Below are 26,513 nucleotides of genomic sequence, written 5' to 3'. Positions count from 1 at the left end.
TCCTTTGAATCCCAAATCTTGCCCCATCTGCACTTTCTCTTCTTTTGTCCATAACAAAATTCTATGGGATAGTTTGGTGGCAGAGTGGGAGATAAACGAGGAGGAAAGAGAATACATAAATCGCCAGCAGGGCACGCGTTGCGACAACTGCGGTAGCAACGTCCGAAGCATGGCTTTGGCAACAAGCATCACAGACCACTGGTCGTTTGATGGCCCATTTGAGGCCTTTGCCAAAAAATTTTCCAAGCTCGAAATATTGGAAATCAATGAAGCGTCAGATCTAACGAAATGGTTAGCAAAAATGCCGAACCGAAGTTTGGCAGCATACCCATCGATTGACATGCAAAACATGCCGTATCGTGACGGTTCCTTTGATTTGGTTGTCCATTCGGATACGCTGGAACACATCGAAAACCCAATAAAGGCCTTAAGAGAATGCAAGCGGGTTCTACGCCCAGGCGGACTTTTGGCCTTCACCATACCGGTTATCGTTGGGCGAATGTCACGCTCGCGCAAAGGTATGAAAAAAAGCTACCACGGATTTCCTGATACCGGGTCGGATGACTATCTCGTCCATACGGAGTACGGCGCTGATATGTGGCAACAGGTTATCGCTGCAGGCTTCGAGAGTGTGAAAATCCATACATTTGACTACCCGGCTGGTATAGCCATCAGTGCATCGGAAATCGCCCCCGCTCTAACGTCCAGCCTACCAACACGGATTTGGAAAGCCTTGAGGCCTCGTTCTTGAGCATTTTTCGTGCGGAGGGCACAGACGATCTTTCTCAAGGGTTTTGTGAGACGCCAGCTTGAACTATTGGTGATCGCAGTATGTCTACAGTCTACGACGCATTATGAACTATGAAGGTAAAAGAATGCTCAGTTGCCAGGCCAACGTAACAGTGCCCGTCTCGGTATCCGTCGAATTCTTAAAAGGAACTGCTGGCTCCTCAACGCTCGCCGGTGTCTCATTTTGAAATACCACTTGAGCCTGCTGTGGCGTTTCGGCATTCGATATCGCCTTTACAGTTCAGGAATTTTTGCGCCTTTTGCTTTGTTGACGGTTCTGTACTTGCTGATGGAATAGGCTCCTTTTGACCGTTTGAGCACCTCGGATAATCTCTCTGGCTCATGCTTGGTCTTGGGCATGTGTTTCTAAATCGATTCCAAAAGATGGTCCGGCGCAGTCGGCATTCTCCGGACAAAGTGCTGTGACGATCCTCCCATGGCGGTCACTCCTTCCAAAGTTCCCAATACTATAAAACGCTGGTGGCGTACGAAAAGTTGCTCACAGGCGCTAGTTTTCCTCATGTTCGCCGCCGTGGCTTGCCTTTGTGCCACTTCTTCAATTTTCCTGCTGGGGACAACCGCTGCGGTTCATCGACGTAATTGCCAGCTTCTTTGGCCGCTTCAATAAATGCAACGCGTGCGGCACCCGGTGAAAGTTTGCGTTCCAGGCAGGACAGGAGAGCATGCCTGGCGATGGAAAGTTTCTCTCCTTGATCGATAGGCCAGTCATTAAGGATCTCTTCGGCAGCGCGCAGGGCTGACGTGATAACGAGCATCCGTCCCGGATGTCTTGTCATAATCCTGACGGCATTGAACGGTCGATCTTCCATCAGCGCGGAACGGAACCAAGCGGGATCGGTTCCTCGGGGAGAGGTAGTCAATATTTACTATCTGAGACCCTGGTTCAGGGAACGTTGGCTCCCAAGTTTTCTAAGTGGAGAACCACCCAATCGCGATAGAGATGGCAAGCCCAACAAAGAATACCAAGCCGTAGAGGTAGTAGGGCAGTTCATGCCGCCTATCTTCCGGATCGTCCTCAAAATCTGTTCGCATAGGATCACTCCTTTCGAATGATCTGGCCGTCGCGCATTTTGAACACGCCGTCGCCCCCGCCTTGAGCGTAAAAATCTGCCTCCAAATCACCCCACGTACCCATGTATTCTCCGCAAGAGCTACAAACGATTGATGTGCTCGGCCCTATATCTTGCGTAAATGTGAGGTAGATCGTTTGGCACTTTGGGCATTCTAGTTTGCTATCGAGGCGTTGATGAATATCGTTACGCATGAGGGGACCTTGTTGAGCTTCGTAGCGACGCAATTTTGGCAATTAACATTTCCTGATTGGCCGCTGTGCAGGCGATGACTTCTGCGTCGCGAAGGCCCTGGTCGAACAGCGTCATCACCCTTCGTGCGAGACGATCCGCATCTTCGTGACCTTGATCTCTGTGCAGCTTCTTGGTGGCATTCAGGAGCGCATTCTGCATCAGGCTCCAGTCCTCGCTGGAGTAAAAAAGCTTCCTATTGCAGAAGGTGGCATCCTTCAAATTCGTAGGGGGTACTGCCATGGAACATGTATCAGACAAGCTTGGAAACTTACTGGCACAGCTTTTGGAAGCTGACAGGAGATTTTCCGCACATCTGGCGAACCGATGGTCTGCGGTAAAGAGTGCTTTGGTAACGGCTTACTGCGCGGTAGTTGACGCTTTATACTAGGACCGCCGCCACGCCTTAGCCGCCTTATGCCACCGCGGCTTGCTTCTAACGGGCTCATTCTCCGGCGGAGCAATATAAATATTAGACTCGCGTGCCGCTTCTATGAACGCCACCCCACAGCAGCAGAGCATTCACCAGCAAGGCATTTCAAAAGGATAACCTTTGCGTTCGAGAGTTTGGGACCGCCGCGTTCTGGCGGCCACCCCTCCATTATAAACTTGGCCGCGTCGTAAGCGGTGCCGCTGCTGCGCATCTGGCCTGGCTGGCGTAAACTGTGACGGGTGCGAAGGCTTTATAATCTTCCATGGCGGTAGAGAAGCACAGCGGCTTTTAGGATTCCACTCCATCAAATTCTCTATGGAAAAAAGACGGCGAGGTTTCGCTCACCGTCTAGTTCATGAGCCCTGACAATTGGTAAGGGGGATGGTCAGGGACGCAGCCGAACTGGTCTCGGCAGGCAAGCAACCCAACGAATGGAGCTTTGTCCCGCATTCCTTCTAAGCCCTTGGTTACAGGTTCGAGCCTGTCGCGCCCTCCAGAAAGACCACCACAGAATAAAGGGGCGAGCGAGGACCACAATGTCTCGCCCCATTTTCCGAAGTTAGGCTAAACGTTATGATAAGGCCTCTAAAACGACAGATTATACAATGAAATCAATGACATTTGGCGGAGGGGGTGGGATTCGAACCCACGGTAGGCTCTCACCTACGCCGGTTTTCAAGACCGGTGCCTTAAACCGCTCGGCCACCCCTCCAACCCATTGAAACGTTTGATACTCGATGTTCTGGCCAACGCCAAAGGAAAGCTACCCAACGCTGTTGGCGGTCTATATAGCCTTTCGAATTGCGGCGTCAACCTGCTCCTTAGTATGCCAAAAGGGGCGACCAGAACTATCAGTCTGCCCGCCCATTCGCCCACGTCAAGCGTAAAATGCCTTGATTGTGCCGACATGAACAGGCAATCGTCAGCTGAAAACTGTTTTTTACATGGATTTGACCCTGTGATTCCTTCCTTCGTTCGGCAGATATTTCTGGCGATTTCCACGGTTTTGATTCTCGCTTGCGCGGTAAGTCAGGCTGCAGCGCAGACACCTGCGCCGGCGCAAGCTCCTGTCACGGGCATTGTTGCGGAACAGCGGCCCGTAATCGATGCCGTGAAGAAGCAAATCGCAGACTATGCTGAACAGATGAAAAAGGCCGACACCGACGCCGCATTGGCGGATCTGCGCCTCAATCTGGAGGCCACCGCCAAAAAACTATTGGATATCGGCGTATCGTTCAGACCGCGTGTCACGGAAATCAATTCGCGGCTGGATCAGCTCGGTCCTCCACCAGCCCAAGGCCAACCGCCGGAAGCGCAGATCGTCACCGACGAGCGGGCGAAGCTGACGACCGAGAAAGCCGAAATCAATGCGGTCCTCGGCGAGACCGAGGATCAGTTAATCGCGGTCAACAGGATGATTGACGGAATCGTGGACGCGAGACGCGAACTCTTTGCCAACACACTTTCGCAACGTGTCGACATAAATTATTCGCTCGGTAGCGAAGTCGCCGAGGCCTACGGCCAGGAAATACGAACGATGAACCAGGTGGTTTCATCCTGGTGGCGTTTCGTCATTTCGTTCAAATGGCAATCCATGCTGGCGGCTGCCTTTTTTGCGGCGATTGCAGCGCTTGTCCTTCTGATCGGCGGCCAAAGGCTGCTCGGGCATCTTTACCTGCGCGACGCCACGATCGAATCGCCATCCTATCTCAGCCGTCTTGCTGTCGCTTTCTGGTCCACGCTCATGCGGTCATTGACCGTCGTGGTCTTCCTCGTCACAACATACCTATTTCTTAGTTACTTCAACGTGTTGCGACCAGATATTGCATCACTGATCTATATGCTTTTTTGCGTGATTGGCATCGTCTATTTCGTTCACGCACTGGCGCAGGCGGTGATTTGTCCGGGTGCGCCAAATTGGCGTCTGGTACGCATAGCTCCACGACCAGGCCGGATCCTGATGGTATTGATCACGGCCACAGTAACGATAACCGGGCTCGATTACATCGCCGATACAGTCAATCAGATCGCCGGATCTCCGTTGTCACTAACCGTTGCAAAGAGCCTTTTTGCTACCGTTCTGGTGGGCCTGCTCATCATCGCTATGGCGTCACTGAAGCCGCTGGAAGACGAGGAAACCGGGAATATCAAACCCTGGCCGAGGGCCATGCGGGTTTTCCTCTATACGATCGGGCTTGTGCCCATCGTCGCGGCGGTTCTCGGCTATATCGGTCTGGCACGCTTCGTGTCGCAGCAAATCGTTATCAATGGCGCCGTGGTCGTCACGATGTACCTGGGCTTCCTGACGGCTCGCGCAGTATCCGACGAGAATGCGCTTACCGGCACCAAGCTTGGGCGAGCTGTACAGACCCGTTTTGGTCTGGATGAGACTGCCCTGGACCAGCTAGGTCTGGTGTTGAGTATCGTCATCAATATCTTTGTTGTGTTGCTGGGCATTCCGATAATCCTTCTGCTGTGGGGATTCCAATGGAGCGAAATGTCGGCCTGGTTCGTAGCAATCGCGACGGGCTTCCAGATCGGTTCGGTCAATATTTCGCTGGTTTCGATCGCAATCGGCGTTCTGTTGTTTGCGCTGTTCTACGGATTTACACGCTGGTTCCAGAGTTGGCTCGACAACCGGGTCATGGCACGCGGCAGGCTCGATTCAGGTGTGCGCAATTCGATCCGCACTGCTGTTGGCTATCTTGGCCTGGGCATTGCAGGCGTCATCGGCATATCGGCCGCCGGCATCAATCTATCCAGTCTGGCACTGGTTGCAGGCGGTCTATCGCTTGGTATCGGTTTCGGTATGCAGGCGATCGTCTCGAACTTTGTTTCGGGTCTCATCTTGCTTGCCGAGCGTCCGTTCAAGGTCGGAGACTGGATTGAGACCGGCGGGGTGGGCGGCATCGTTAAAAAGATAAGCGTCCGGGCAACGGAGGTCGAAACCTTCCAGCGCCAGTCGCTCATCATTCCGAACTCATCGTTCATCAACGGGAGTGTCGGCAACTGGACGCATCGCAACAAACTCGGGCGCGTCGATATTCCGATCGGGGTTTCGCACAAGGTCGATCCGCGACGCGTTCATGCCATCCTGATGGAGATTGCCCGCAGTCATCCGCTTGTCTTGAAGAACCCGGAACCGTTCGTCGCCTTCAGCGCAATCAGCGAGTCTGTCATGCAGTTCGAGATGCGCGTGCATCTCGCTGACCTTTCCAATTCCGGCACCGTTCAGAATGAAATCCGCTTCGCTTTGATCGATCGTTTTGCCGAAGAGGGCATCGAGATTCCTTATCCGCAACGGGACGTGAACCTCCATCTCGAAGATGCCGAGTCCATCGTCGAAATGCTGACCGACCGAGTGAGAGACAAGCTGGCCGGCGAGACGAAGAAGATCAAACACTGAACAACTCATAGTATGAGTCTGTCGAACATAAAAAGTGAACCCGCCGCAACAGATACCGCCCCTAGCGCATAGAAACGCGGTAATACAGAGCCGCAGCCAGATATTGTTAAGCTGGTATCAATCTATCGGTGGCATTTATAGACTTGGCTTGGCTCCCATGATGGGTCACGGGGTTGCGCCAGCATTCTGATCTGTCTATCAAATTATAAATCCTTGGGGGCGGCCCGCGCGGCCGGCGGTTTGCATTGTCAAAAGCCAAAGCTTTTCGAGTTGTGGGAGTAGTTGCAATGGGCGCCCTGATGGCAGCCTGTGCTTCATCGCCCAAGGTCAAAGTCGCCAAGCGAACCCACGGCAAAGAATATTTCGCCGAATCCGAATACGGCGTGAAAGCAAGTCCACGCGTTGTCACCAATTCTCGCAACATGCCGCGCGGCGGCGGACGCGACCAGACCGGCCGGCCCTATCAGGTCGCCGGCAAATGGTATTATCCCAAGGAAGAGCCGGGTTATGTCCGCAAGGGCAGGGCATCCTGGTATGGTTCAGCTTTCCACGGACGTCTGACCGCCAATGGCGAAGTCTATGACACGAACCAACTATCGGCCGCTCACCCGACAATGCCTTTGCCGAGCTATGCTCGCGTTACCAACCTGACCAATGGCAGCTCGGTTATCGTTCGTGTGAACGACCGCGGTCCTTATCACAGCGACCGTCTCATTGATCTTTCGCAACGAGCAGCACAGCTCCTCGACTATCATGATACTGGCACCGCCGACGTGAAGGTCGAATATGTCGGGCGCGCGCCTTTGGAAGGCCGCGACGATAATTTCCTGATGGCTTCCTATCGCGGGCCCAACGCGCCGGATCCGATCGGGCAACCAGCTTCGGGCGTGATGATCGCCATGAATGGGCCAACGCCGACACGGCGTACGCCTGTCGCCATTCCTGGCATGCTGCAACCTCAACCGGCCGGAATCCAGGTGGCCAGTCTCGGCAATCAGCCAATGTCTCTAAACGATCAGGCGGCTCAGCTCGCGGCACCACCACGGCCGCAGCCTGTAACGGCTCCAATGGAAAATTCCGGACTTTCGTTCAACATGGATACCGACCCGGTTTTGCCGCTGATCGGACCCTATATCGACGACAAGCCAACAATTCTTATCGGCTCGCTCAAGGGTGGCAGGTCAGTAACTCCCTTCATCAGCTCCTATGCTAGTGAACGCGTCGCAAATGCTAACAGCACGGTGGAAGCCGCAAACAGCCTGCTCTCGCCAGAGGCTGTTTCGGCCGCGTGGAAGAACATGAACCAGTTGCCACAATCCGTTGTTCCGTCGGGTGAATATGTCGATGTTGGCCTGTTTGCCAGCAAGGCTGAAGCGGGACGGGTAATGTCTGCACTTATCCCACTTGGCAAGGTGGATTTGTCGGAAATCGCCAGCCCCGAGGGGCCGCGTATTGCCTTGGTCGCGCGGGCGAACTCCGGAAAGAATGCCGACGCTTTGCTTCAGGCGGCGTGGAAGGCCGGAGCTGTTGATGCCTTCGTCGTCCGTGATGACGGCAATTGATTTCAAACGCTTTGAACGTTCTCTGACCGCGCCCTTTCGTATTTTTGCTCTTGGCGTGGCGATCGCTCTGGCTTCGGTTAGCGGGACGAACGCCCAGGATGCGCTGTTCGATACCAAGGCCAAGCAGGCGTTGATGGTCGAGGATCAGACTGGCACGATCCTCTATGCAAAATCGCCGGACACGCTGATCGAGCCGGCCGCACTTGCCAAGTTGATGACCATGGAAGTGGTCTTTCATGCGCTCAAGACAGGCCAGATCGCGCCTTCCACGCAATATACTGTCAGCGAGAACGCCTGGCGAACCGGTGGTGCACCGTCGGGCGGATCGACCATGTTTGCCAAGCTGAAATCCTCCATCAGCGTCGGCGACTTGATCCAGGGCGTCATCGTGCAATCGGCCAATGATGGCTGCATCATTCTGGCGGAGGGGATTGCAGGTTCAGAACAGAAATTCGCTGAGATGATGAATGCTCGGGCCAAGGAGATTGGCCTGAAGAACTCAACCTTTGCCAACTCGACCGGGCTACCTGATCCGAAGCAACGGGTATCGCTAACCGATCTCGTGACTTTGGCGCGCCACATCAAACACGAATATCCCGAATATTACCGGACCTATGCGCAGGACAATTTCACCTGGAACAATATCTTCCAGCGCAACCGTAATCCATTGTTGCGCCTCGATATCGGCGCGGACGGCATGGGCACCGGCTATACTGAACAGTCCGGCTACGGCATTGTCGGCGCCACCGAGCGGAACGGACGGCGTTATATCGTGGCACTGAGCGGCCTTGCCAGTGACAAGGAACGTGCCGAAGAAGCCAAGCGCATCTTTGAATGGGCCTATCAAGCCTTCGAGGAAGCCGACATCTTCGCGGAAGGTGAAACCATTGGCGAAGCCAGTGTGTTTGGCGGGGTCAAATCGGGTGTTGCTCTTAAAGCGCATGAAAAAATCAGCATTCTGATACCGGTCGCCAACCGCGACCGCCTGAAGGCGCATGTGGTTTATCAAGGGCCATTGGTGGCGCCGCTCAAAGCCGACCAGCAGGTGGGCATATTGCGGATATGGATCGGCGATGCGCTTGTCCAGGAAACGCTGGTCTATACGGCGGAAGCAATTGCGAGTGGTGATATGAAAAAACGCTCGCTTGATGCGGTGATTGAGTTGACAACGGGTTGGGTCCGGCAACTCAATTTCTAGGACAATCCCGCCTCGACCTTTTCTTTTGCGGACGCTAGAACCATCTGCATGGGACACTGACTCCGTATTGAAAGACAACTGTTAGCGTGCAAGGACTATTCATCACATTCGAAGGCGGCGAGGGCGCAGGCAAATCGACACAGATTGCCCGACTGGCGGAGCATCTGCGCGCCAGCGGCGATGATGTGCTGGTGACACGCGAGCCTGGTGGTTCGCCGGGTGCGGAAGCCGTGCGCCATGTCATATTGAGCGGTGCCGCCGAACCTTTCGGCCCGGCGATGGAAGCCTTGCTGTTTGCCGCGGCACGCAACGACCACGTGGAGCAAGTCATGCGTCAGGCGCTGAACGCCGGCCGGATGGTGCTTTGCGACCGCTATATCGACTCCAGCCGCGTCTATCAGGGCGTTACCGGTGATCTCGATCCCGGACTTATGCGCGCTATCGAGCGCGCGGCCATCCATGGCCTGATGCCTGACTTGACGATCATTCTCGACCTTCCGGCGGAAATTGGCCTGCAACGCGCCCATGCGCGGCGCGGGGAAGGGGCAGCCGATCGTTTCGAGAAGGAGACCATCGATCTGCAGCGGAAACGGCGCGATGCATATCTTGCCATCGCGATCGCGGAGCCAGAGCGGTGCAAGGTCGTCGCTGCCGATCGTCCTGCCGATGAAATTGCAGCAGACATCGCCGCACTGGTCGATCAGTTGAAGGCAAGCCGCGGGATGAAGACGAAGCAAGGAACCGAGGTGGCGAAATGAGCGATGCCGTCCTCGACGTGCCGGCAACCCACGACGCGATCGATGGCGTTCCCGCGCCTTCCGCCAATCCTGCGCTGTTCGGTCATGCTGGGATAAGATCTTTCCTGGCGCAATCCTATCAGTCGGGTCAGATGCACCACGCGCTATTGCTTGAGGGCCCGCAAGGTGTTGGCAAGGCAACGCTGGCATTCCACCTGGCTGGCCACATGTTGAAATATCCGGCGGAACGCGAGGCGCCGCTGGCGCTTGCGGAGCCGGATTTTACGGTGGCCCCCTATCGGCAGCTCGCGAGTGGTACACATCTGGCCATGCTGCATATCAGCCGCCCGGTGGATGCCAAGACAGGCAAGTTCAAGACTGGGATCACGGTGGACGAGGTGAGACGTGTCACGCACTTCCTCAACCGTACCGCCCACGATGGCGCTTGGCGTATCGTCATCGTCGACCCCGCAGATGATATGAATCGCAATGCTGCCAATGCCCTACTCAAGACTCTTGAAGAACCGCCGCAGCGAACACTTTTCATTCTGATCTCGCATTCTTCAGGCAGACTGCTGCCAACAATCCGCTCGCGCTGCCAATCGATCCGTTTTGAACCGCTGGACCGGCAAGACCTGCTTGCTGCTCTCTCGGCAATCAATCTGGACGCTGCACAACTGCCCGATGCGGATTCGCTCATCAACCACGCGGACGGCAGCGTTCGAAAGGCTGCCTTGCTGTTGGCATTTGGCGGGCTGGAAATTTCAGAAGCGGTCGATGCTATCCTGAGCAAGCCAGTCTTCGACGTGCCCAAAGCCCATGCGCTGGCAACGGCGCTGTCAGGGCGTGACGCCGAGATCCAGTACGATCTTTTCCTTGATGATTTGCTGGGGCGTATTGCTGTGAAGGCACGGCTTAGCGCAGAGCAAGGCGATGTCTCTGAAGCCAACCGCTGGTCGGGTATCTGGCAGGATATGCAGAACGAGGCGAGGGAAGCCGCTGCCTTCAATCTCGACCGCAAGCAGACTGTACTTATTTTCCTCGATAGGATGCATCGAGCTTTACATTGACCAAGTTGACCAAGCGGGTGTCCTGTGGTACGTTTGGTCATGTTGGTCAAGGAAGATATTATGAATCAGGTGAACCTGTACGATGCGAAAACCAATCTCTCCAATCTGGTGGATCGCGCTGCTGCGGGCGAAGAAGTTATCATCGCCAAGAACGGCGTCCCGTTAGCCAAATTGGGACCATTGCCGAAACAGGAAGTGCCGCGCGAACCGGCGCACGCACTGGAAATTTCGTACATCGCTGAGGACTTCGATGAAGCTGATGCGGAGACGATAGCCCTTTTCAACGGCAGCCTGTAATGAACCTTCTGCTAGATACACACGTCGTTCTTTGGTGGGACAATGGCGCTGGCCAGCTTGGATCGGCAACCCGCGCCGCCATTGCCGACCCGCAGAACAACGTCTACGTCAGCGCGGCCTCAATCTGGGAGATCGCCATTAAAAGCGCGAAGGGAAAGCTGCGTTTTACGGGCACGCCCAGCGCCGCAATTGAACGAAACGGCTTCCTACCGCTGTCTATTACGCCCGCACACGCGGAAATTGCCGGATTGCTCGAGTGGTCACACCCGGATCCGTTTGACCGTATGCTTGTGGCTCAAGCGCGAACAGACAGCATGATCTTGGTCCATGCGGACAGCATTATTCAAACCTACAGACAGGTGCCACAGCTTTGGGCGCGTTGAGACCCTAGCCGTGACTATGGCAATCAGGCCTGACTTGCGTTATGTCAGCCAGACGTTTTCTCCCAAGATGCCCAAACCAAAGACGAAATCAGGTCACGCATGAGCCGCGAAACATTTTACATCACAACTGCCATTTCTTATCCGAACGGAAGCCCGCACATCGGTCATGCCTATGAGCTGATCGCGACCGATGCGATTGCGCGCTTCAACCGCCATGATGGCAAGGACGTTATGTTCCTGAGCGGTACGGATGAACATGGTATCAAGATGTTGCAGACCGCGCGTAAGGAGGGCATCTCGCCGCGCGAGCTCGCCGACAGAAATGCCAAGCTTTTCCGCGACATGGGGCACTTTCTGAATGCATCCTATGATGATTTCATCCGCACGACAGAGGAACGTCACTACCAGTCGTCGCAAGCCATCTGGCAGAAGATGGCCGATGCCGGGGATATCTATAAGGGCGGCTATGCCGGCTGGTACTCCGTGCGCGACGAAGCCTATTACCAGGAAGACGAAACGGAAGTTCGTGCCGACAACGTGCGCTACGGTCCGCAGGGAACGCCTGTGGAATGGATTGAAGAAGAGAGCTATTTCTTCCGCCTGTCGGCCTATCAGGACCGTTTGCTGAAGCTTTATACAGACAATCCGGGCTTCATCGGGCCAGATGAGCGCCGCAACGAGGTCGTGTCCTTCGTGAAGTCTGGTTTGAAGGACCTCTCAATCTCCCGCACTACATTCGACTGGGGCGTTCCAGTTCCCGGCGATGAAAAACACGTCATGTATGTCTGGGTCGATGCGCTGACAAACTACATTACCGCCGCGGGTTATCCCGATGAAGAGGCCGAGCGCTGGCGCTATTGGCCGGCGGACGTGCATATTATCGGCAAGGATATCATCCGCTTCCACTCTGTCTATTGGCCAGCCTTTCTGTGGTCAGCGGGCATCGAACTGCCGAAGCGTGTTTTCGGCCACGGCTTCGTGTTCAACCGCGGCGAGAAAATGTCGAAATCGGTTGGCAATGTCATCGATCCTGTCTCACTGGTCGAACATTACGGCCTCGACCAACTGCGTTATTTCCTATTGCGCGAAATACCGTTCGGCCAGGATGGCAATTACAGCCATGAATCCATCGTCAACCGAACCAATGCGGATCTCGCCAATGATCTCGGCAATCTGGCACAGCGTTCGCTGTCGATGATCGCCAAGAATTGCGATGCCAAGGTTCCACAGCCTGGCGTATTGACCGACGTGGACAAGGCTATTCTCGATCAGGCCGTTGCAGCGCTGGAAACCGCACGCAAGGCCGTTGGCACGCAGGCGCTGCATCAGGCTCTGGCGGCAATCTTTGCTGTAGTGGCCGAAGCCAACCGTTATTTCGCTTCGCAAGAGCCTTGGGCACTGAAGAAGACCGATCCCGCACGCATGGAGACTGTTCTCTATGTGACGGCGGAAGTCATCCGGCGTGTCGGCATTCTTTGCCAGCCCTTCATTCCGGGCTCTGCAGCGAAATTGCTCGATATTCTAGCGGTACCAGCGGATAAGCGGAACTTTGTCGATCTGGTCGGAGGCGAACTCGTTCCGGGTGCAGACCTGCCAGCGCCACAGCCGATTTTCCCGCGTTATGTCGAAGCCGACAAAGAAGCCTGATAGATGCTCGTCGATAGTCACTGCCATCTGGATTTCGCCGACTTTGCCGAGGAGCGCGATGCCATCGTTCAGCGGGCACTGGACCATGGCATCAAGCGGCTGGTGACGATCTGTACACGCGTCCGGCGCTTTGGCGATATCGTCAAGATCGCTGAGCAGTATGACAGCGTTTATGCGTCTGTTGGAACGCATCCGAACAATGCGCATGAAGAACTCGATGTGACAGCGGAAGATTTGATCCGGCTTTCAGAGCATCCGAAGGTCGTTGCAATTGGCGAAGCCGGGCTTGACTATCACTATGACTACGCACCGCCAGAGGCGCAGGCGCAGGGTTTCCGCACACACATCGCAGCATCTCGCGCAACAGGCTTACCGCTCGTCATCCATGCCCGTAGCGCCGACGACGATATGATTTCGATCTTGACCGAAGAAACAGGGAAGGGCGCCTTCCCTTTCATTTTGCACTGCTTCTCCTCTGGTGCGGAACTGGCACGGGTCGGTGTAGAACTTGGCGGATACGTCTCCTTCTCGGGTATTCTCACTTTCAAGAACTCACCCGAGATACGCGAAATCGCCCGTAATGTGCCGCGCGACCAGTTGCTGGTCGAAACCGACGCGCCTTATCTCGCGCCGGTGCCACATCGTGGCAAACGCAACGAGCCAAGTTTCGTCCGGCATACCGCAGCGGTTTTGGCAGAAACCATCGGCGTCAGTGAAAAGGAGATCGGCGCTCTGACTTCGGAAAATGTGTTCCGGCTTTTCACCAAGATGCCAAGGCCCGATGCTGGGATCGCCAATGTCTGATCGCTTGCGCTTCACCATTCTTGGCTGCGGCTCATCTCCGGGCACGCCGCGTATCAATGGTGATTGGGGCAGGTGCGATCCAACGAACCCGAAGAACGGACGACGCCGTGCATCGATGCTGGTCGAGCGCATTGCGGAACACGGCGGTGTGACCACTGTCGTTATCGACACGGGGCCGGACTTCCGTTCGCAAATGATCGATTTCGGCTCCGGCAAGCTCGACGCGGTCATCTATACGCACGCACATGCCGATCATATTCATGGGCTGGATGATCTGCGGACCTTTGTCATCGATCGTCGCGATCTTGTGAACATCTACGCCGATGCGGTGACGCAGCGACGCTTGATGGAAGGGTTCGCCTATTGCTTCAAGACGCCGGAGGGCTCGAGTTATCCGCCAATCCTGCGGCCGCATGAGATCATCCATCACGAAGCCTTCGAGATCGACGGCCCGGGTGGCGCCATCCATTTTCTGCCGCTGCCGCAGGTACACGGCGATATCCTGTCCCTGGGTTTTCGCATTGCGGATGTGGCCTATTGTTCCGACGTCAGTGCATTTCCAGACACGACCGCCGCGCAACTATTCGAGCTCGACACACTCGTCATCGACGCGCTACAATATAGACCCCACCCAAGTCATTTTTCTCTCGAAGAATCAATGGATTGGGTCGTGAAGCTCAAACCGCGTCGAGCTATACTGACCCATATGCACATACCGCTCGACTACGAAACCGTGTTGCGTGAAACACCAGACAATGTCGAGCCGGCTTTTGATGGCATGTCATTCGAGGTCGAGCTATGAGTAAAAGCGTTGAACGCGTTCGCCAGGCAGCCCACGCTGCCGGCCTCGATATTGAAATTCGCCAGATGGCCGATTCAACCCACACGGCGGAAGATGCGGCAATCCAGTGCGGCGTCACCGTGGCGCAGATCGTCAAATCCTTGATCTTTCAAGGCGCTGATACCGAAAACCTCTACCTGTTTCTTGTATCAGGACCACGCAAGCTCGATCTCGACAAAGCCGCCAGGCTAACTGGTGAAGCATTGCATAAAGCGGATCCCAAGCATGTGCGCAAGGAAACGGGCTTTGCTATTGGAGGCGTTTCACCGCTGGGGCATCTGATCGGCATCAAGGCTTATGCCGATGAAAGCCTGATGCAGTTCGATGTGGTCTGGGCCGCAGCAGGCGGCACCAACTTCGTTTTCCCCAGCGAACCACACGCGTTGGCCAAAGCTGCCAACGCACGGATAGCTGACATAACAGGCTGATTTATCTGTTCGACCATGGCTGTTGGTTCCAAATAGTGCGCTTTCGCTGATGTAGCTGAGTGAGTGGGCTGCTTTCCTTGCTTTCAAGGGGCAGCGAGGTATTAAACATAAATCTGTCCACCTGGTAGTGCTTGTCGAAGAATCCCTGAGGGTCGATAGATGGAACTATGACCATGGCCCGATGCACGCAAACGCCGTTTGTCGCTGAAACGAACTTCAAGGGATCAAATCTGCCGGATTGCATTGCAAAAGCTCTTTGGCAACTGAACGTAAATAAGGACAACGGGCCAGCAATGGCTGATCCTTTATCGCCAACGTGCCGGCATGCGCAATCAATGCACAACTACGCGCCGGCACGTCAAAATAATTTACGCTATTCCGATTCAAATTCGGGGATTGCCGATTCAAAGTTGGGGAACACCGATTCAATATCTTCGATATGTCGATGCAGTTTTTGAAATTGCCCGCGCTCCGCACCGTCGCCGCATTGGTAATTTGGCGGCGATTCCCCTGATCGGCGTTTAGGATAACACCGATTCCGTTTTGCAGACTTGCGTTGCAAACTTCTGGCAATCCGATTCTTGGTCAAACGGCGTTTGCGGTGAGCGGCCAACTCGGGATCGACTTGCAACAGCGCTTGGGCAGTGGACGAGGGGGGTGATATCGATCGCAATATCGAGCCTCAAGGCGGCGCAGCAGCACGAAGAATTCGACTGCATCATCACGATCGAGAATGCTGATGTGAACCTGAGATTGCTGATGATTAGTAGCAGGCAGCCGCTGGTACTGGCTTTCAACGACCGCGAACACCATGACGAGAGCGGTCTTGTCGCCACCCCGCCGAGGTTGAGGCGGCGATCCTCTTTGGTCGCATGATGCAAAGGCAGAGTCTGCTCATTCATTGCCACTCAGGGCGATGCCGCTCGCCAGCCGTTGCCTTGGCGATTCTCGCACATCGGTTGGGAAAGGGGAGGGAGGATCAGGCCGTCGATACGATGCGCCGGCTGACACCACGCGCTGCGCCCAACCTCTGGTGCTGTCACTGGCAGACAGCGTGCTTGGCCGATGGCAAGCCCGAAAAGGCCTGACTCGATCATTTTGAAACCGATGACGCTGTTCAGAAATTGAGGCATTTCAAAATGCAATGACGGCGTCACAAAATGATCCGATCCCAACCAGGCCCTGCCCAATAAATTAGAAGTTGCCCCTTCGTCGGCGTTTGCGCCGGCTCGTTTTCCGGATCATGCTTTTTGTAAAGAAGGAGCAAACCATGCGGAAATCACTGCAACAAAGAAATGCTGAACAGAAACTTAGGCAGCGCGAATACCGCGAGCGGTTGCAACAAGAGCGAAGGCCCTCGCGCGATGATTGCGCGCGCGTACTGATGCACACTTACTTTCTAAGGTTTGCCAAAGACAACGAAGCGACTCAAGACGCCATCGACGGTATCGTCAAGCGGCTGGTCCATCAGGGTTTCGCCCCGGACCTATCTTATGAGGTCGTCGATAGCATCGTTAAGAAATATGCAAAGGGCAGGTGGCAGTTCCGGCGCAAGCCACATCTGCTCAATCCGAACGGTCGGCTGAACAGTTGAAAGAGCTCTGTACCAGACAGCCTCGATAATGCTGGGCGGTGAGTGACGTTGATTAAACCCCACGTGCTCTCCCCATTACTCAGTTAAACGCCGTTTGATTCAGAATCGCTAATCCAGCATTTTCAAATGCCTCTGCAAATATAATCGGTGGGGCGTAGCGTAGCACATCCTCTATGTCTGGCGTCGATTAGAAACTGCGCCTAGCCGTCAGCCGCTCGGCTTCGCTCACTCGCTACGGAGCTGATTGGTTTCTTCAAGCCAAGGGCATTTTACGCTGCTTGGTGAAAACGAAATATGTCCCGAAGCTGAGAATGGGGAGAACCAGAAAGCACACATTGTCGAGACTAACCGGAATCGGCGCGGGAACGCGCCATTCTCGTTCCCCGTCGAATTGATTGGTATTCAAAACGTGGTCGATGAAGGGGCAAAGTTTCAAGACCGGCTCATTCCGATCGTTCGCGGACGCTTTCAGCAGCAATGCAATTGCCTCGTACCTCTCGCCATTCAGATAGGACAGCGGGCCACCTCCAAGCTTGCCAATGAAAGATTTGGTGAATCCAAGTCCATAACTTCCGCTGCGCGTGCTCACACGCGAAAGCTCGTGCATGGGACCGCGCTCAGGCAAACCGAATTCACACAGCTCGGATAGTAGCGTCCGACACCAAATTTCGTCCGTGCATCGATCCGCCAGCCGCTTCCTGAACTGTCAACCGCGTTGAATCGAGTGCGTAGCTGATGGTTATGGGCCGTGCCGCCTCATCTGCCTCAAATAAAATTCCGTAGAGTTTTGGGGCGTTTTCTCACTTGTAATAACATTGTCAACATTTAGCGAAGCCACGCAAAATGTTGACAATATAAATAATCGATAAAAAGTATATTTTTGCTATTGACGGGCGATCTGCCGCCTACGAGAATTCTAACTACACAGAAGAGAAAATTTTTTTCTCGCTGCAAGCTAGAGGATGACAAAATGAGTGAATACAGTTTTGTAATAGATAGCGATTTTTACTTTATGCTGGAAGGTGACGACCTTATATCAACCGACGATCTGTGACGAAATGCGAGGTTCGCAGGTATCCAATACTGTTCAACGAGAAGGAATTCTGCATTGAAATTCGAAACCAGTCCAAAAACACTGCGCAATCTCATCGATGCGATGCTGCGCAAAAATTATCCGCGTCCTCAGTTCTTGCGGGCGATCTATGGAGGCCGAAAGCAGCCATCGATCGTGGACGAACATGCCGATACGATCGTTTTCATGGTCGCAGAAGTGATTTGTAGAACGTACCGCATCTGCCGGGGGGAAGATAAGACCTTCTCGAATTACGAGGCCGAATACGTTCTCGGATTTGCTTGCGACCTGATCCGTAGCGACGATGAGGAAAACGCCGATCGCGATGAAGACTATTCCGTCAATCCTTATTGTGAATACGCACTTCCGAAGGACATCGAAGCCACGCTCATTGCGGTGACCGACTTGCTCATCACCACATTCAATGAGCAGGTCGAGTTTATCAACTCATGCCTGCTCGGAGACAAGCAACAAGAAAAACTTAGGGCCCAGCGGGTCCTCGGCACAGAACCAGTGGGACGCCAGCTTATCAATGAAATGGCGCGAACCTATCCGCCCAAAAACGGCCCGACATTTGGTATGATTGACAAGAATGGTAATTTCGGGATCTGCGGCTGCGAGCTTACTGATCGAGTTTTAGTGAGGGCGGCGCAGCATATTGCAACCGCACATGAGGTTGGTGGGGACCTACTGCAGGTCAGGCACTATCGGCGTGTGTTGCAATTGGCTTATGAATCATTGAGGTCTACTTCGCCAGCCACAAAACTGGAAATGGAAGCGGCCCATTGCGACCGCTCGATGTCACCCAAGCATCGAAGACAACTGAAGCAATGCGTGCAAAACCTCATCCGGACACTGCATTGCAGGGCCGCCATTCAACACAAACGTGGCAGCACACGCCATACGGTCAACTCGGCATCTCTATTGTGAGTGCCCACGAGCATCAAGCAGGAGCATCATAATAGCCAACATCGGCGACGATGTGGGTCGTCGCCTCTTGGACAGCCGAGTTGCAACCTTAATCCACGGCAATCCAGCGTCAGGCCGCAGTCATACGGCTGCAAACAACGTTGGCAAGCGAATGTAGAAATCAATCGGTTTCATCGACAATTGAGGGTCTGGTGTTCCGGCATGCTGCGGACTGCACTGATCGAGGACGCTGGATGCACCAAAGAGGACACTCAAAATAGCAACATTTTTGGTTATCTTCTGTGAAGAGACGCTACTTTCAACATTTCTCTCTTACATGAATGTTGACAATAACTCTAAGAACACAAAATCACTACTTTCATTTTTTTACTATTAACATCGTTTCAAAATCGACAGAGCATCTTGATAACAGCGCTTTTTACAATGCAAGGGAATACGACATGGAACTGCAAACCAACTATACAATTGCTCGCGAACTCATCGGCGAAATGCTTGCAAAACATCCGCCACAATCAGTTTCCTCTTTCGGCGTAGTGGACTGTGACGGACACTTTGGCTTGACTGAAGACATTCGGGCGGACGCTCTGCTGATGTACAGCTCCGATCACATTGCCGGACAGTATTTCGATACGAAGTACCTGTTCGCCGAGCATCACGCCGCGCTCGTTTTACAGTATAGCTATGACACCTGGATATCTAACAAGACAACCAGGCGGGCGTGTTACACGATCACGGATGCCGATAGCGGTGAGGTTACAGGGCGTATCTATTTGGACGACAGCGAGATCTCAGATGATGCCGTTTCGCTGGTCACTGAGTGCGTTGGCCAGCTGATCCGGACATTCAACTCCAGGTTTGATCCGCGCCAAGTCGCTGCGATCAGGGCCAAATTTGAAGAAGAGGAAGCATACGACAAGCTTTTCCGGCCACGGCAAGAACGAGCCCAATTACGGCAAATGTTCTACTGTGCAGACGGGACGACCTCTCACCAGGCTACCTAGTTTTACTGTTCAAGCCGAAGGTTTCTCCACCTTGCACCACAATGCAAAGTACGAAACTTCCTTTCGTGCATACGAGCAAGCTGTCTGCGCAACCAAGTGTGGGCAACTGTCCATCGGGACAACCATACCCAACTCATCGGCAGCCGTTTGGGCTACCGATGAGTTGGGTTCCCCCTTCAAGACCTTCAACGTTTGGGAGATGAAAACTATGATCTACATTGTGCGGCAAAAGTATAAGCTCGGCGTTTCTGGCGTCCCTTTGGTCGCAATATGTGGCCTGACATCCGCCACGCTGAGGAGTACTTCAAGCGCGTTTGTTCCGACTTCCAAACCGCGCGCTGATATTCATGAGAAGGCCAGTACTTACGGCGTCGAGACGCATTTGAAGGGATGGAGCCCATACCGCTGACGGTGAGCCTCACACACTGCAGAAAATTTCGTTCGTAACCGCAGCATCGGTCTCGTCGCCACTAAATCTGGTTTCGTAATCGTTGGATCGGCCAACACCTCGTTGATTGAGTTTGGGCGGCGTGTGACTAGAGTTCCATAATCTATCTTATGTGATCCTTACCTGTAGCCGCAAAGTTAAAATGTCCTGTTTCTGCAAAGTAGAAACGTCGCTGTGTCACCTTCTCGCTTGTTGCAACGAGATTTGGGGTGCGGATTTTGGGATTGATTTTAATGAGCGAACGCGAACTGCATCGTATCGAGGTTTTGTCAGAGGTTATTGAGCGGCGTCGGACGATTGCGTCAGCGGCAATTGTGCTGTCGCTGAGTGTACGTCAGGTGCAACGGATCATGCGGACATTTTGTCTTGAAGGTGCGACGGCACTTCGGCACCGCAGCCGCGGCCGGCGGTCGAACAACCGTATCAACGACGGCGTGCGTGAGCTCGCGCTGCAGCTGGTCCGGGAGCGCTATGCGGACTTTGGTCCGACGCTGGCCGCCGAGAAGCTTGGTGAGCATGGATTTTCGGTTTCGCGCGAGACGCTGCGCCAGTGGATGGCGGATGATGGCTTATGGCTGTCGCGCAAGCAGCGCCGGACGTTTCGCCAGCCGCGGCTACGGCGCGAATATTACGGTGAGCTGATCCAGATTGACGGCAGCGATCATCGCTGGTTTGAGGATCGCGGCGATGCGTGCACGCTGCTTGTGTTCATCGACGATGCAACCGGGAAGCTGATGCAGCTTTTGTTTGTCCGCTCGGAGAGCGCCTTCAGCTATTTTGCGGCGCTGGAGCTTTACCTGAAGACCCATGGCCGTCCGGTTGCATTCTACTCCGACAAGCACTCGGTGTTCCGGGTTACCAAGCAGGACGCCAAGGGCGGCCAGGGCATGACCCAGTTCGGCCGGGCGCTCTCGGAACTCAGCATTGAGATACTTTGCGCCAATTCGAGCCAGGCGAAAGGCCGGGTCGAACGGGTCAATCGCACCTTGCAGGACCGTCTGGTCAAGGAACTGCGGCTGGCAGGCATCGGCGATATGACTGCCGGCAACGCGTTTCTGCACGGCTTCACGGAGCGGTTCAATGCGCGATTTGCGGTTTCTCCGATCAAGCCGAACAATCTGCACCGGCCGCTCAATGTCGTTCCGGACAGAATGCGCGACATTCTGTGCAAGCGGGAACAGCGTTACGTCGGGGAGCAGCTGGCGTTTTCCTATGAGCGCAAGCGCATCATGCTGGAGGAGAACGAGATCAGTCGGGGTCTGGTCGGCAAATATATCGACACTTACGCCTTTGCCGACGGCCGTCTCGAGATGCGCTGGAAAGGCATAACCCTGCCCTACAGGATGTTCGACAAGGATCAGCGTGTCACCCATGCAGCGGTGACCGAGAACAAACGGCTGGGCGATGTGCTGTCGTTTATCAAGGCTCAGCAGGATCCATTGCCGGCACCGAAGGTGAAGACCAACAGCGAGGGCATTGCTTATCAAAAACGCGGCCGCAAACCACCCGGACAAAAGGGCCGGGTTGATCAGATGATTGAGCGCCGAGCCTGTGAACAGGTGGCAAGTGCTCCCTCTATTGTCGCCGGTCCGGGCTGCGATATTGAGGTCTCCGCCCTGCCCGGCAACACGCCTCGGCGCATGTCAGGATGACATTTCTACTTTGCAGAACATGCGACATTTCTACTTGGTTGCAACATTACCTGTAGCCGGGCACATTCTATTTTCAATTGCAACAAATGCTAAACCCTCTTTGTTTTCAGGAGGATGGAATGCCCCGTAGTTTCAGGCAATTGAATATGAATGAGCGCCGTATCGTTGCGCAGATGTTACAAGCCAAGGCTCGATTGGCGCAGATTGCAACAGTTCTTGGCCGCAGCCGGTCCACGGTTCACCGCGAGATCAAACGCAATTGGTGGCATGACACGGAAGTCCCGCAGGCTGATGGTTATTGGCATGTGACAGCGCAAAGTCTTTGTGAACAGCGGCGGCGGTCGTATCGCAAGCTGCATCAGCATCCGCAACTGTGTCATGTCGTCATCGATCGTTTGAAAGCCGGCTGGTCGCCTGAACAGATAGCCGGCCGGTTGAAGATAGAACCTGATGGTCAACACCGGCTCTGCCATGAGACGATCTATCGTTACGTCTATTCTGAAGATGGCCAATCCCAGGCGCTTGCCCGTCACTTGCCCGAGCGTCGCCGCAAACGAAAGCCGCGCTATGCCCGAAGGCCGCGAAGTCTTGTGTTTCCGGACTTTATGGCTATTCGCCACCGTCCCGCACAGATCAATGACCGTGGCCAGTTTGGACATTGGGAGGGTGATCTGATGATCTTTCGCAAGGAGTACGGCAATGCCAACATTGCCACACTGGTGGAGCGTAAAAGCCGTTACACTGTCCTGTTTCGCAACAATGACCGGCAATCGAAACCGATCATGGGCCGTCTGATCAATGAACTGTCAACGCTTCCGCATTCAGCGAGGCAAAGTATCACGTTTGACCGGGGCTTCGAGTTCGTGTCCTGGCGCGATCTGGAGTCCGGGATGGGGACGAAGGCATGGTTCTGCGACCCGCAAGCGCCCTGGCAAAAAGGCTCTGTCGAAAACATGAACAAAAGAGTGAGGCGCTACCTGCCGCGTGATACCGATCTCCTGTCACTGCCACATCAATCGGTCAGGTCAATATGCGAGCGCCTCAATGCGACCCCGCGAAAGTGTCTTGACTACAGGACCCCAACCGAAGTGTTCAGGGAGCAGCTTGTTGAAATAGTATCGCTGCCGGATTAGCCTGCCCCACCCCGCCGTTGCATTTGAAATAGAACCCACACCGCAAAGTTAAAATGTCCTGTTTCTGCAAAGTAGAAACGTCGCTGTGTCACCTTCTCGCTTGTTGCAACGAGATTTGGGGTGCGGATTTTGGGATTGATTTTAATGAGCGAACGCGAACTGCATCGTATCGAGGTTTTGTCAGAGGTTATTGAGCGGCGTCGGACGATTGCGTCAGCGGCAATTGTGCTGTCGCTGAGTGTACGTCAGGTGCAACGGATCATGCGGACATTTTGTCTTGAAGGTGCGACGGCACTTCGGCACCGCAGCCGCGGCCGGCGGTCGAACAACCGTATCAACGACGGCGTGCGTGAGCTCGCGCTGCAGCTGGTCCGGGAGCGCTATGCGGACTTTGGTCCGACGCTGGCCGCCGAGAAGCTTGGTGAGCATGGATTTTCGGTTTCGCGCGAGACGCTGCGCCAGTGGATGGCGGATGATGGCTTATGGCTGTCGCGCAAGCAGCGCCGGACGTTTCGCCAGCCGCGGCTACGGCGCGAATATTACGGTGAGCTGATCCAGATTGACGGCAGCGATCATCGCTGGTTTGAGGATCGCGGCGATGCGTGCACGCTGCTTGTGTTCATCGACGATGCAACCGGGAAGCTGATGCAGCTTTTGTTTGTCCGCTCGGAGAGCGCCTTCAGCTATTTTGCGGCGCTGGAGCTTTACCTGAAGACCCATGGCCGTCCGGTTGCATTCTACTCCGACAAGCACTCGGTGTTCCGGGTTACCAAGCAGGACGCCAAGGGCGGCCAGGGCATGACCCAGTTCGGCCGGGCGCTCTCGGAACTCAGCATTGAGATACTTTGCGCCAATTCGAGCCAGGCGAAAGGCCGGGTCGAACGGGTCAATCGCACCTTGCAGGACCGTCTGGTCAAGGAACTGCGGCTGGCAGGCATCGGCGATATGACTGCCGGCAACGCGTTTCTGCACGGCTTCACGGAGCGGTTCAATGCGCGATTTGCGGTTTCTCCGATCAAGCCGAACAATCTGCACCGGCCGCTCAATGTCGTTCCGGACAGAATGCGCGACATTCTGTGCAAGCGGGAACAGCGTTACGTCGGGGAGCAGCTGGCGTTTTCCTATGAGCGCAAGCGCATCATGCTGGAGGAGAACGAGATCAGTCGGGGTCTGGTCGGCAAATATATCGACACTTACGCCTTTGCCGACGGCCGTCTCGAGATGCGCTGGAAAGGCATAACCCTGCCCTACAGGATGTTCGACAAGGATCAGCGTGTCACCCATGCAGCGGTGACCGAGAACAAACGGCTGGGCGATGTGCTGTCGTTTATCAAGGCTCAGCAGGATCCATTGCCGGCACCGAAGGTGAAGACCAACAGCGAGGGCATTGCTTATCAAAAACGCGGCCGCAAACCACCCGGACAAAAGGGCCGGGTTGATCAGATGATTGAGCGCCGAGCCTGTGAACAGGTGGCAAGTGCTCCCTCTATTGTCGCCGGTCCGGGCTGCGATATTGAGGTCTCCGCCCTGCCCGGCAACACGCCTCGGCGCCTGTCAGGATGACATTTCTACTTTGCAGAACATGCGACATTTCTACTTGGTTGCAACATTACCTGTAGCGTGGGCACATTCTATTTTCAATTGCAACAAATGCTAAACCCTCTTTGTTTTCAGGAGGATGGAATGCCCCGTAGTTTCAGGCAATTGAATATGAATGAGCGCCGTATCGTTGCGCAGATGTTACAAGCCAAGGCTCGATTGGCGCAGATTGCAACAGTTCTTGGCCGCAGCCGGTCCACGGTTCACCGCGAGATCAAACGCAATTGGTGGCATGACACGGAAGTCCCGCAGGCTGATGGTTATTGGCATGTGACAGCGCAAAGTCTTTGTGAACAGCGGCGGCGGTCGTATCGCAAGCTGCATCAGCATCCGAAACTGTGTCGGCACATTCTATTTTCAATTGCAACAAATGCTAAACCCTCTTTGTTTTCAGGAGGATGGAATGCCCCGAAAGTGCCACTGTGTTGCGTGCCCCTAGAGCCAGCGGGGGGCAAGAAGTTCGAGGAGCAGAATGTATGCCGGCAGTAGTGCGGCATTCTTGCGGATCGTGTTACCTGCAGTTTGACTACCAGAATGGTGCAGTCCGTTTGAACTTGCCCCATCTGTTGTTCAACCGGCCGGTGCCCGCCATCTCGAGATGTCCCTGCCAGCCGGTCACAGCGCCAAGAGCGCGATGCACATCGGGACTTTCCGCACGTTCCTGGATATTAGCCAGAAGGGTCTGCGAAGTTCTGATGTCATTGGCTTCTCCCAGCACATCCTGCAATCGGGACAGCTGCTTGAGATATTTTCCAGTCGATGCCTGACTTGCATAAAGTGGCAAAAAGAACTCTGTGGCGTAGCGCAATTTCTTCAAGGTGAGCCGCAGCTTGTGCCGCGCTTGGGGCCGAAGATGGCGAAAATGCCGCCCGCGCTTGAGTGCCTTACGCTCGATGCGGGTAAGGATACGGGAAGCAAATTTCTTCAGCGGTTCGGCGAGTGTTCGCAGATCGTCGCTTGCGACATCATTTCGCCAGCTTCTCCGCTCGATGACGAGTCCTAGTAACAAAAGAAAACGGTTGGTTTGTTGATCGGCGATACTGTCACGCACCACATGATAGCTTTGGTCCCGGAACGGCGCGCACGCGGCGCGCATTTTGGAGAACTCGATTCCTGGAAGATTTGCTCTCTCGATATCGGCGAGCGTTGAGTTGGTAAAAACATCCCAGTTGCGTGCTGGTCCTAATGTTCGTGCGAATCGTCTCGCCTCAGCATCAAACGCCTGCAGTGAGGGCGCCTCCAACTCGCGCCGTAAAAAATACAAGGCCGTTCGCAGACGCCGCAACGCCACACGCAGCTGATGGACACCTTCGGATTCGCGACCGCTTTCTGCTGGAGACAGATTTGCCAGTATCTGTTGTTGGCAACTCGACAGGAGTTTGGCGATCCCTTCATCCACGGTGTCCTGACTATCAAGATTTGACGACGATGCCTTCAAAGCCATTGGATCAATACCCAGCGCGAGTGCATAGCCGCGCGCGGATTTGCTCTGCGTTTCAAGGCACAGCGACGAGGCATCCATCAAGCCGAGGCCGAATTGGTAGAGTGCTGCCGCCCTGCCCTGTTTCAGTTCGAGTTCGACCTCACACAGCGGCTCGCGTTGCGATCCGGCCTCTATCACGCCATCGTCGAACGCGACCTCGATCTGCCCCTCAGGCACATCGATGGTCACCCGATGCCGGCGTACTCTGGTGATAAAGATCGGCACGAGTTGATCGACAGCGATCTTGTTGAAAATCCCGTCGATATCCGACATTAGCAGCGCACCAAGATCTGGGGCCAGGATCTCGACCGGCGTTTCCCATTCCTGGCGTGTCAATGGATCGCCAACGGACATCCGTTTGATAGTTTGCACGAAGTATTTGCCGCTACGCCGAACCCGCAGGGAAAGGCCGGCGCGAAAAAGCTGATGATCCGTTGTATCGTAATACGTTGCTTCCAAGCGGCGGATGATGCCCTTGTTGCGGGCTGCCTGCAGAATGATGGGGGAGGTTCGAATCTGGTCGAGCATCCCGGGAGGGGCACGCAGCTTCAGTTCAACTTCAACTGGAGTAGACCGAGGCAAATCGACACCATTGATGCTTGCTTGCTTCCCCATATTGCGATCCGACGCAGCCATCCTATGACCCTGTTTCTTAAACAATCCTATATTATCGCTTGTGACCCG

The 26,513-nt window shown here is 54.6% G+C and carries 24 protein-coding genes and 1 tRNA gene; 20 read left to right on the top strand and 5 right to left on the bottom strand.

Going from position 1 to position 26,513, the window contains the following annotated elements:
• Positions 1-76: 76 nt before the first annotated feature.
• Entirely contained in the window at positions 77-751 is a 675-nt protein-coding gene (locus tag ACSQ3H_RS15795) for a class I SAM-dependent methyltransferase (RefSeq protein WP_436117925.1), read from the top strand.
• Between the two features lie 556 nt (positions 752-1,307).
• Here ACSQ3H_RS15795 and ACSQ3H_RS15790 read toward each other — a convergent pair.
• The 3 genes from ACSQ3H_RS15790 to ACSQ3H_RS15780 all read right to left on the bottom strand — a co-directional run bounded on the left by ACSQ3H_RS15790 (position 1,308) and on the right by ACSQ3H_RS15780 (position 3,256).
• Positions 1,308-1,586: a DUF982 domain-containing protein gene (locus tag ACSQ3H_RS15790; protein ID WP_436117924.1), complete on the bottom strand. Its 279-nt coding sequence runs from the start codon at positions 1,584-1,586 to the stop codon at positions 1,308-1,310.
• 133 nt (positions 1,587-1,719) lie between these two features.
• The gene (locus ACSQ3H_RS15785) at positions 1,720-1,842 is read right to left on the bottom strand and encodes a hypothetical protein (protein WP_436117923.1); all 123 of its coding nucleotides are present in this window, start codon (positions 1,840-1,842) and stop codon (positions 1,720-1,722) included.
• Between the two features lie 1,324 nt (positions 1,843-3,166).
• Positions 3,167-3,256 (bottom strand) — tRNA-Ser (locus ACSQ3H_RS15780).
• 246 nt (positions 3,257-3,502) lie between these two features.
• On the opposite strand from ACSQ3H_RS15780, the gene ACSQ3H_RS15775 reads away from it, so the two are divergent.
• The 13 genes from ACSQ3H_RS15775 to ACSQ3H_RS15715 all read left to right on the top strand — a co-directional run bounded on the left by ACSQ3H_RS15775 (position 3,503) and on the right by ACSQ3H_RS15715 (position 16,511).
• Positions 3,503-5,950 carry a mechanosensitive ion channel family protein gene (locus ACSQ3H_RS15775; RefSeq protein WP_436117922.1) on the top strand — a complete coding sequence of 816 codons (2,448 nt, stop codon included), beginning with the start codon at positions 3,503-3,505 and terminating at the stop codon, positions 5,948-5,950.
• Between the two features lie 287 nt (positions 5,951-6,237).
• Positions 6,238-7,512, top strand: a complete 1,275-nt coding sequence (locus ACSQ3H_RS15770; protein WP_436117921.1) for a septal ring lytic transglycosylase RlpA family protein — start codon at positions 6,238-6,240, stop codon at positions 7,510-7,512.
• Positions 7,481-8,710 (top strand): D-alanyl-D-alanine carboxypeptidase family protein, encoded by a 1,230-nt coding sequence (locus tag ACSQ3H_RS15765; protein ID WP_436117920.1) that lies wholly within the window; start codon positions 7,481-7,483, stop codon positions 8,708-8,710. The genes ACSQ3H_RS15770 and ACSQ3H_RS15765 overlap by 32 nt, the downstream gene beginning before the upstream one ends.
• A gap of 86 nt (positions 8,711-8,796) precedes the next feature.
• Entirely contained in the window at positions 8,797-9,468 is a 672-nt protein-coding gene (gene tmk, locus ACSQ3H_RS15760; RefSeq protein WP_436117919.1) for a dTMP kinase, read from the top strand.
• Positions 9,465-10,517, top strand: a complete 1,053-nt coding sequence (locus ACSQ3H_RS15755) for a DNA polymerase III subunit delta' (RefSeq protein ID WP_436117918.1) — start codon at positions 9,465-9,467, stop codon at positions 10,515-10,517. Before tmk ends, ACSQ3H_RS15755 begins: the two co-directional genes overlap by 4 nt.
• Before the next feature lie 60 nt (positions 10,518-10,577).
• Positions 10,578-10,814, top strand: a complete 237-nt coding sequence (locus ACSQ3H_RS15750) for a type II toxin-antitoxin system Phd/YefM family antitoxin (protein ID WP_436117917.1) — start codon at positions 10,578-10,580, stop codon at positions 10,812-10,814.
• Complete coding sequence (locus ACSQ3H_RS15745; RefSeq protein WP_436117916.1) at positions 10,814-11,197, top strand: type II toxin-antitoxin system VapC family toxin; 384 nt, start codon at positions 10,814-10,816, stop codon at positions 11,195-11,197. Before ACSQ3H_RS15750 ends, ACSQ3H_RS15745 begins: the two co-directional genes overlap by 1 nt.
• A gap of 87 nt (positions 11,198-11,284) precedes the next feature.
• Positions 11,285-12,844 (top strand): methionine--tRNA ligase, encoded by a 1,560-nt coding sequence (metG, locus tag ACSQ3H_RS15740; protein WP_436119466.1) that lies wholly within the window; start codon positions 11,285-11,287, stop codon positions 12,842-12,844.
• Positions 12,845-12,847: 3 nt separating this feature from the next.
• Entirely contained in the window at positions 12,848-13,648 is an 801-nt protein-coding gene (locus ACSQ3H_RS15735) for a TatD family hydrolase (RefSeq protein WP_436117915.1), read from the top strand.
• Positions 13,641-14,450: an MBL fold metallo-hydrolase gene (locus tag ACSQ3H_RS15730; RefSeq protein WP_436117914.1), complete on the top strand. Its 810-nt coding sequence runs from the start codon at positions 13,641-13,643 to the stop codon at positions 14,448-14,450. Before ACSQ3H_RS15735 ends, ACSQ3H_RS15730 begins: the two co-directional genes overlap by 8 nt.
• Positions 14,447-14,917, top strand: a complete 471-nt coding sequence (locus tag ACSQ3H_RS15725) for a YbaK/EbsC family protein (protein ID WP_436117913.1) — start codon at positions 14,447-14,449, stop codon at positions 14,915-14,917. The genes ACSQ3H_RS15730 and ACSQ3H_RS15725 overlap by 4 nt, the downstream gene beginning before the upstream one ends.
• A 657-nt stretch (positions 14,918-15,574) precedes the next feature.
• Positions 15,575-15,793: a hypothetical protein gene (locus tag ACSQ3H_RS15720; protein ID WP_436117912.1), complete on the top strand. Its 219-nt coding sequence runs from the start codon at positions 15,575-15,577 to the stop codon at positions 15,791-15,793.
• Positions 15,794-16,187: 394 nt separating this feature from the next.
• Positions 16,188-16,511, top strand: coding sequence for a hypothetical protein (locus tag ACSQ3H_RS15715; protein WP_436117911.1), 324 nt, complete (start codon positions 16,188-16,190; stop codon positions 16,509-16,511).
• A 253-nt stretch (positions 16,512-16,764) separates the two neighbouring features.
• Here ACSQ3H_RS15715 and ACSQ3H_RS15710 read toward each other — a convergent pair whose 3' ends face one another.
• A complete protein-coding gene (locus ACSQ3H_RS15710; RefSeq protein WP_436117910.1) occupies positions 16,765-17,118 on the bottom strand; it encodes a hypothetical protein in 354 nt (117 codons plus the stop codon).
• A gap of 501 nt (positions 17,119-17,619) precedes the next feature.
• Here ACSQ3H_RS15710 and ACSQ3H_RS15705 point away from each other — a divergent pair.
• The 6 genes from ACSQ3H_RS15705 to ACSQ3H_RS15680 all read left to right on the top strand — a co-directional run bounded on the left by ACSQ3H_RS15705 (position 17,620) and on the right by ACSQ3H_RS15680 (position 24,835).
• Positions 17,620-18,513 carry a hypothetical protein gene (locus ACSQ3H_RS15705; RefSeq protein WP_436117909.1) on the top strand — a complete coding sequence of 298 codons (894 nt, stop codon included), beginning with the start codon at positions 17,620-17,622 and terminating at the stop codon, positions 18,511-18,513.
• 440 nt (positions 18,514-18,953) lie between these two features.
• Positions 18,954-19,514 carry a hypothetical protein gene (locus ACSQ3H_RS15700; protein ID WP_436117908.1) on the top strand — a complete coding sequence of 187 codons (561 nt, stop codon included), beginning with the start codon at positions 18,954-18,956 and terminating at the stop codon, positions 19,512-19,514.
• 666 nt (positions 19,515-20,180) lie between these two features.
• Complete coding sequence (locus ACSQ3H_RS15695; RefSeq protein WP_436115277.1) at positions 20,181-21,614, top strand: ISNCY family transposase; 1,434 nt, start codon at positions 20,181-20,183, stop codon at positions 21,612-21,614.
• Between the two features lie 119 nt (positions 21,615-21,733).
• A complete protein-coding gene (locus tag ACSQ3H_RS15690; RefSeq protein ID WP_436117907.1) occupies positions 21,734-22,747 on the top strand; it encodes an IS30 family transposase in 1,014 nt (337 codons plus the stop codon).
• 129 nt (positions 22,748-22,876) lie between these two features.
• Entirely contained in the window at positions 22,877-24,310 is a 1,434-nt protein-coding gene (locus ACSQ3H_RS15685) for an ISNCY family transposase (protein ID WP_436117906.1), read from the top strand.
• A gap of 120 nt (positions 24,311-24,430) precedes the next feature.
• Positions 24,431-24,835 carry a helix-turn-helix domain-containing protein gene (locus ACSQ3H_RS15680; protein ID WP_436117905.1) on the top strand — a complete coding sequence of 135 codons (405 nt, stop codon included), beginning with the start codon at positions 24,431-24,433 and terminating at the stop codon, positions 24,833-24,835.
• Between the two features lie 37 nt (positions 24,836-24,872).
• On the opposite strand, the gene ACSQ3H_RS15675 is transcribed toward ACSQ3H_RS15680, so the two are convergent.
• Positions 24,873-26,444 (bottom strand): CHAD domain-containing protein, encoded by a 1,572-nt coding sequence (locus tag ACSQ3H_RS15675; RefSeq protein ID WP_436117904.1) that lies wholly within the window; start codon positions 26,442-26,444, stop codon positions 24,873-24,875.
• Between the last annotated feature and the right edge of the window lie 69 nt (positions 26,445-26,513).

It is taken from the genome of Phyllobacterium sp. LjRoot231 (genome assembly GCF_964253365.1).
In the GTDB taxonomy this organism is placed as follows: Bacteria; Pseudomonadota; Alphaproteobacteria; order Rhizobiales; family Rhizobiaceae; genus Phyllobacterium.
Note: the sequence above shows the minus strand (reverse complement) of the source record. Positions and strands in the feature narration are given on the sequence as shown.

Bases quoted from the DNA above. Each gene is read 5' to 3' on its own strand.
- ACSQ3H_RS15790 (WP_436117924.1), bottom strand. From the start codon at position 1,586: ATGACAAGACATCCGGGACGGATGCTCGTTATCACGTCAGCCCTGCGC.
- ACSQ3H_RS15730 (WP_436117914.1), top strand. From the start codon at position 13,641: ATGTCTGATCGCTTGCGCTTCACCATTCTTGGCTGCGGCTCATCTCCG.
- ACSQ3H_RS15725 (WP_436117913.1), top strand. From the start codon at position 14,447: ATGAGTAAAAGCGTTGAACGCGTTCGCCAGGCAGCCCACGCTGCCGGC.
- ACSQ3H_RS15785 (WP_436117923.1), bottom strand. From the start codon at position 1,842: ATGCGAACAGATTTTGAGGACGATCCGGAAGATAGGCGGCATGAACTG.
- ACSQ3H_RS15745 (WP_436117916.1), top strand. From the start codon at position 10,814: ATGAACCTTCTGCTAGATACACACGTCGTTCTTTGGTGGGACAATGGC.
- ACSQ3H_RS15690 (WP_436117907.1), top strand. From the start codon at position 21,734: ATGCCCCGTAGTTTCAGGCAATTGAATATGAATGAGCGCCGTATCGTT.
- ACSQ3H_RS15680 (WP_436117905.1), top strand. From the start codon at position 24,431: ATGCCCCGTAGTTTCAGGCAATTGAATATGAATGAGCGCCGTATCGTT.
- ACSQ3H_RS15765 (WP_436117920.1), top strand. From the start codon at position 7,481: ATGCCTTCGTCGTCCGTGATGACGGCAATTGATTTCAAACGCTTTGAA.
- ACSQ3H_RS15715 (WP_436117911.1), top strand. From the start codon at position 16,188: ATGCGGAAATCACTGCAACAAAGAAATGCTGAACAGAAACTTAGGCAG.
- ACSQ3H_RS15770 (WP_436117921.1), top strand. From the start codon at position 6,238: ATGGGCGCCCTGATGGCAGCCTGTGCTTCATCGCCCAAGGTCAAAGTC.
- ACSQ3H_RS15675 (WP_436117904.1), bottom strand. From the start codon at position 26,444: ATGGGGAAGCAAGCAAGCATCAATGGTGTCGATTTGCCTCGGTCTACT.
- ACSQ3H_RS15735 (WP_436117915.1), top strand. From the start codon at position 12,848: ATGCTCGTCGATAGTCACTGCCATCTGGATTTCGCCGACTTTGCCGAG.
- ACSQ3H_RS15710 (WP_436117910.1), bottom strand. From the start codon at position 17,118: ATGCACGAGCTTTCGCGTGTGAGCACGCGCAGCGGAAGTTATGGACTT.
- ACSQ3H_RS15750 (WP_436117917.1), top strand. From the start codon at position 10,578: ATGAATCAGGTGAACCTGTACGATGCGAAAACCAATCTCTCCAATCTG.
- ACSQ3H_RS15700 (WP_436117908.1), top strand. From the start codon at position 18,954: ATGGAACTGCAAACCAACTATACAATTGCTCGCGAACTCATCGGCGAA.
- ACSQ3H_RS15755 (WP_436117918.1), top strand. From the start codon at position 9,465: ATGAGCGATGCCGTCCTCGACGTGCCGGCAACCCACGACGCGATCGAT.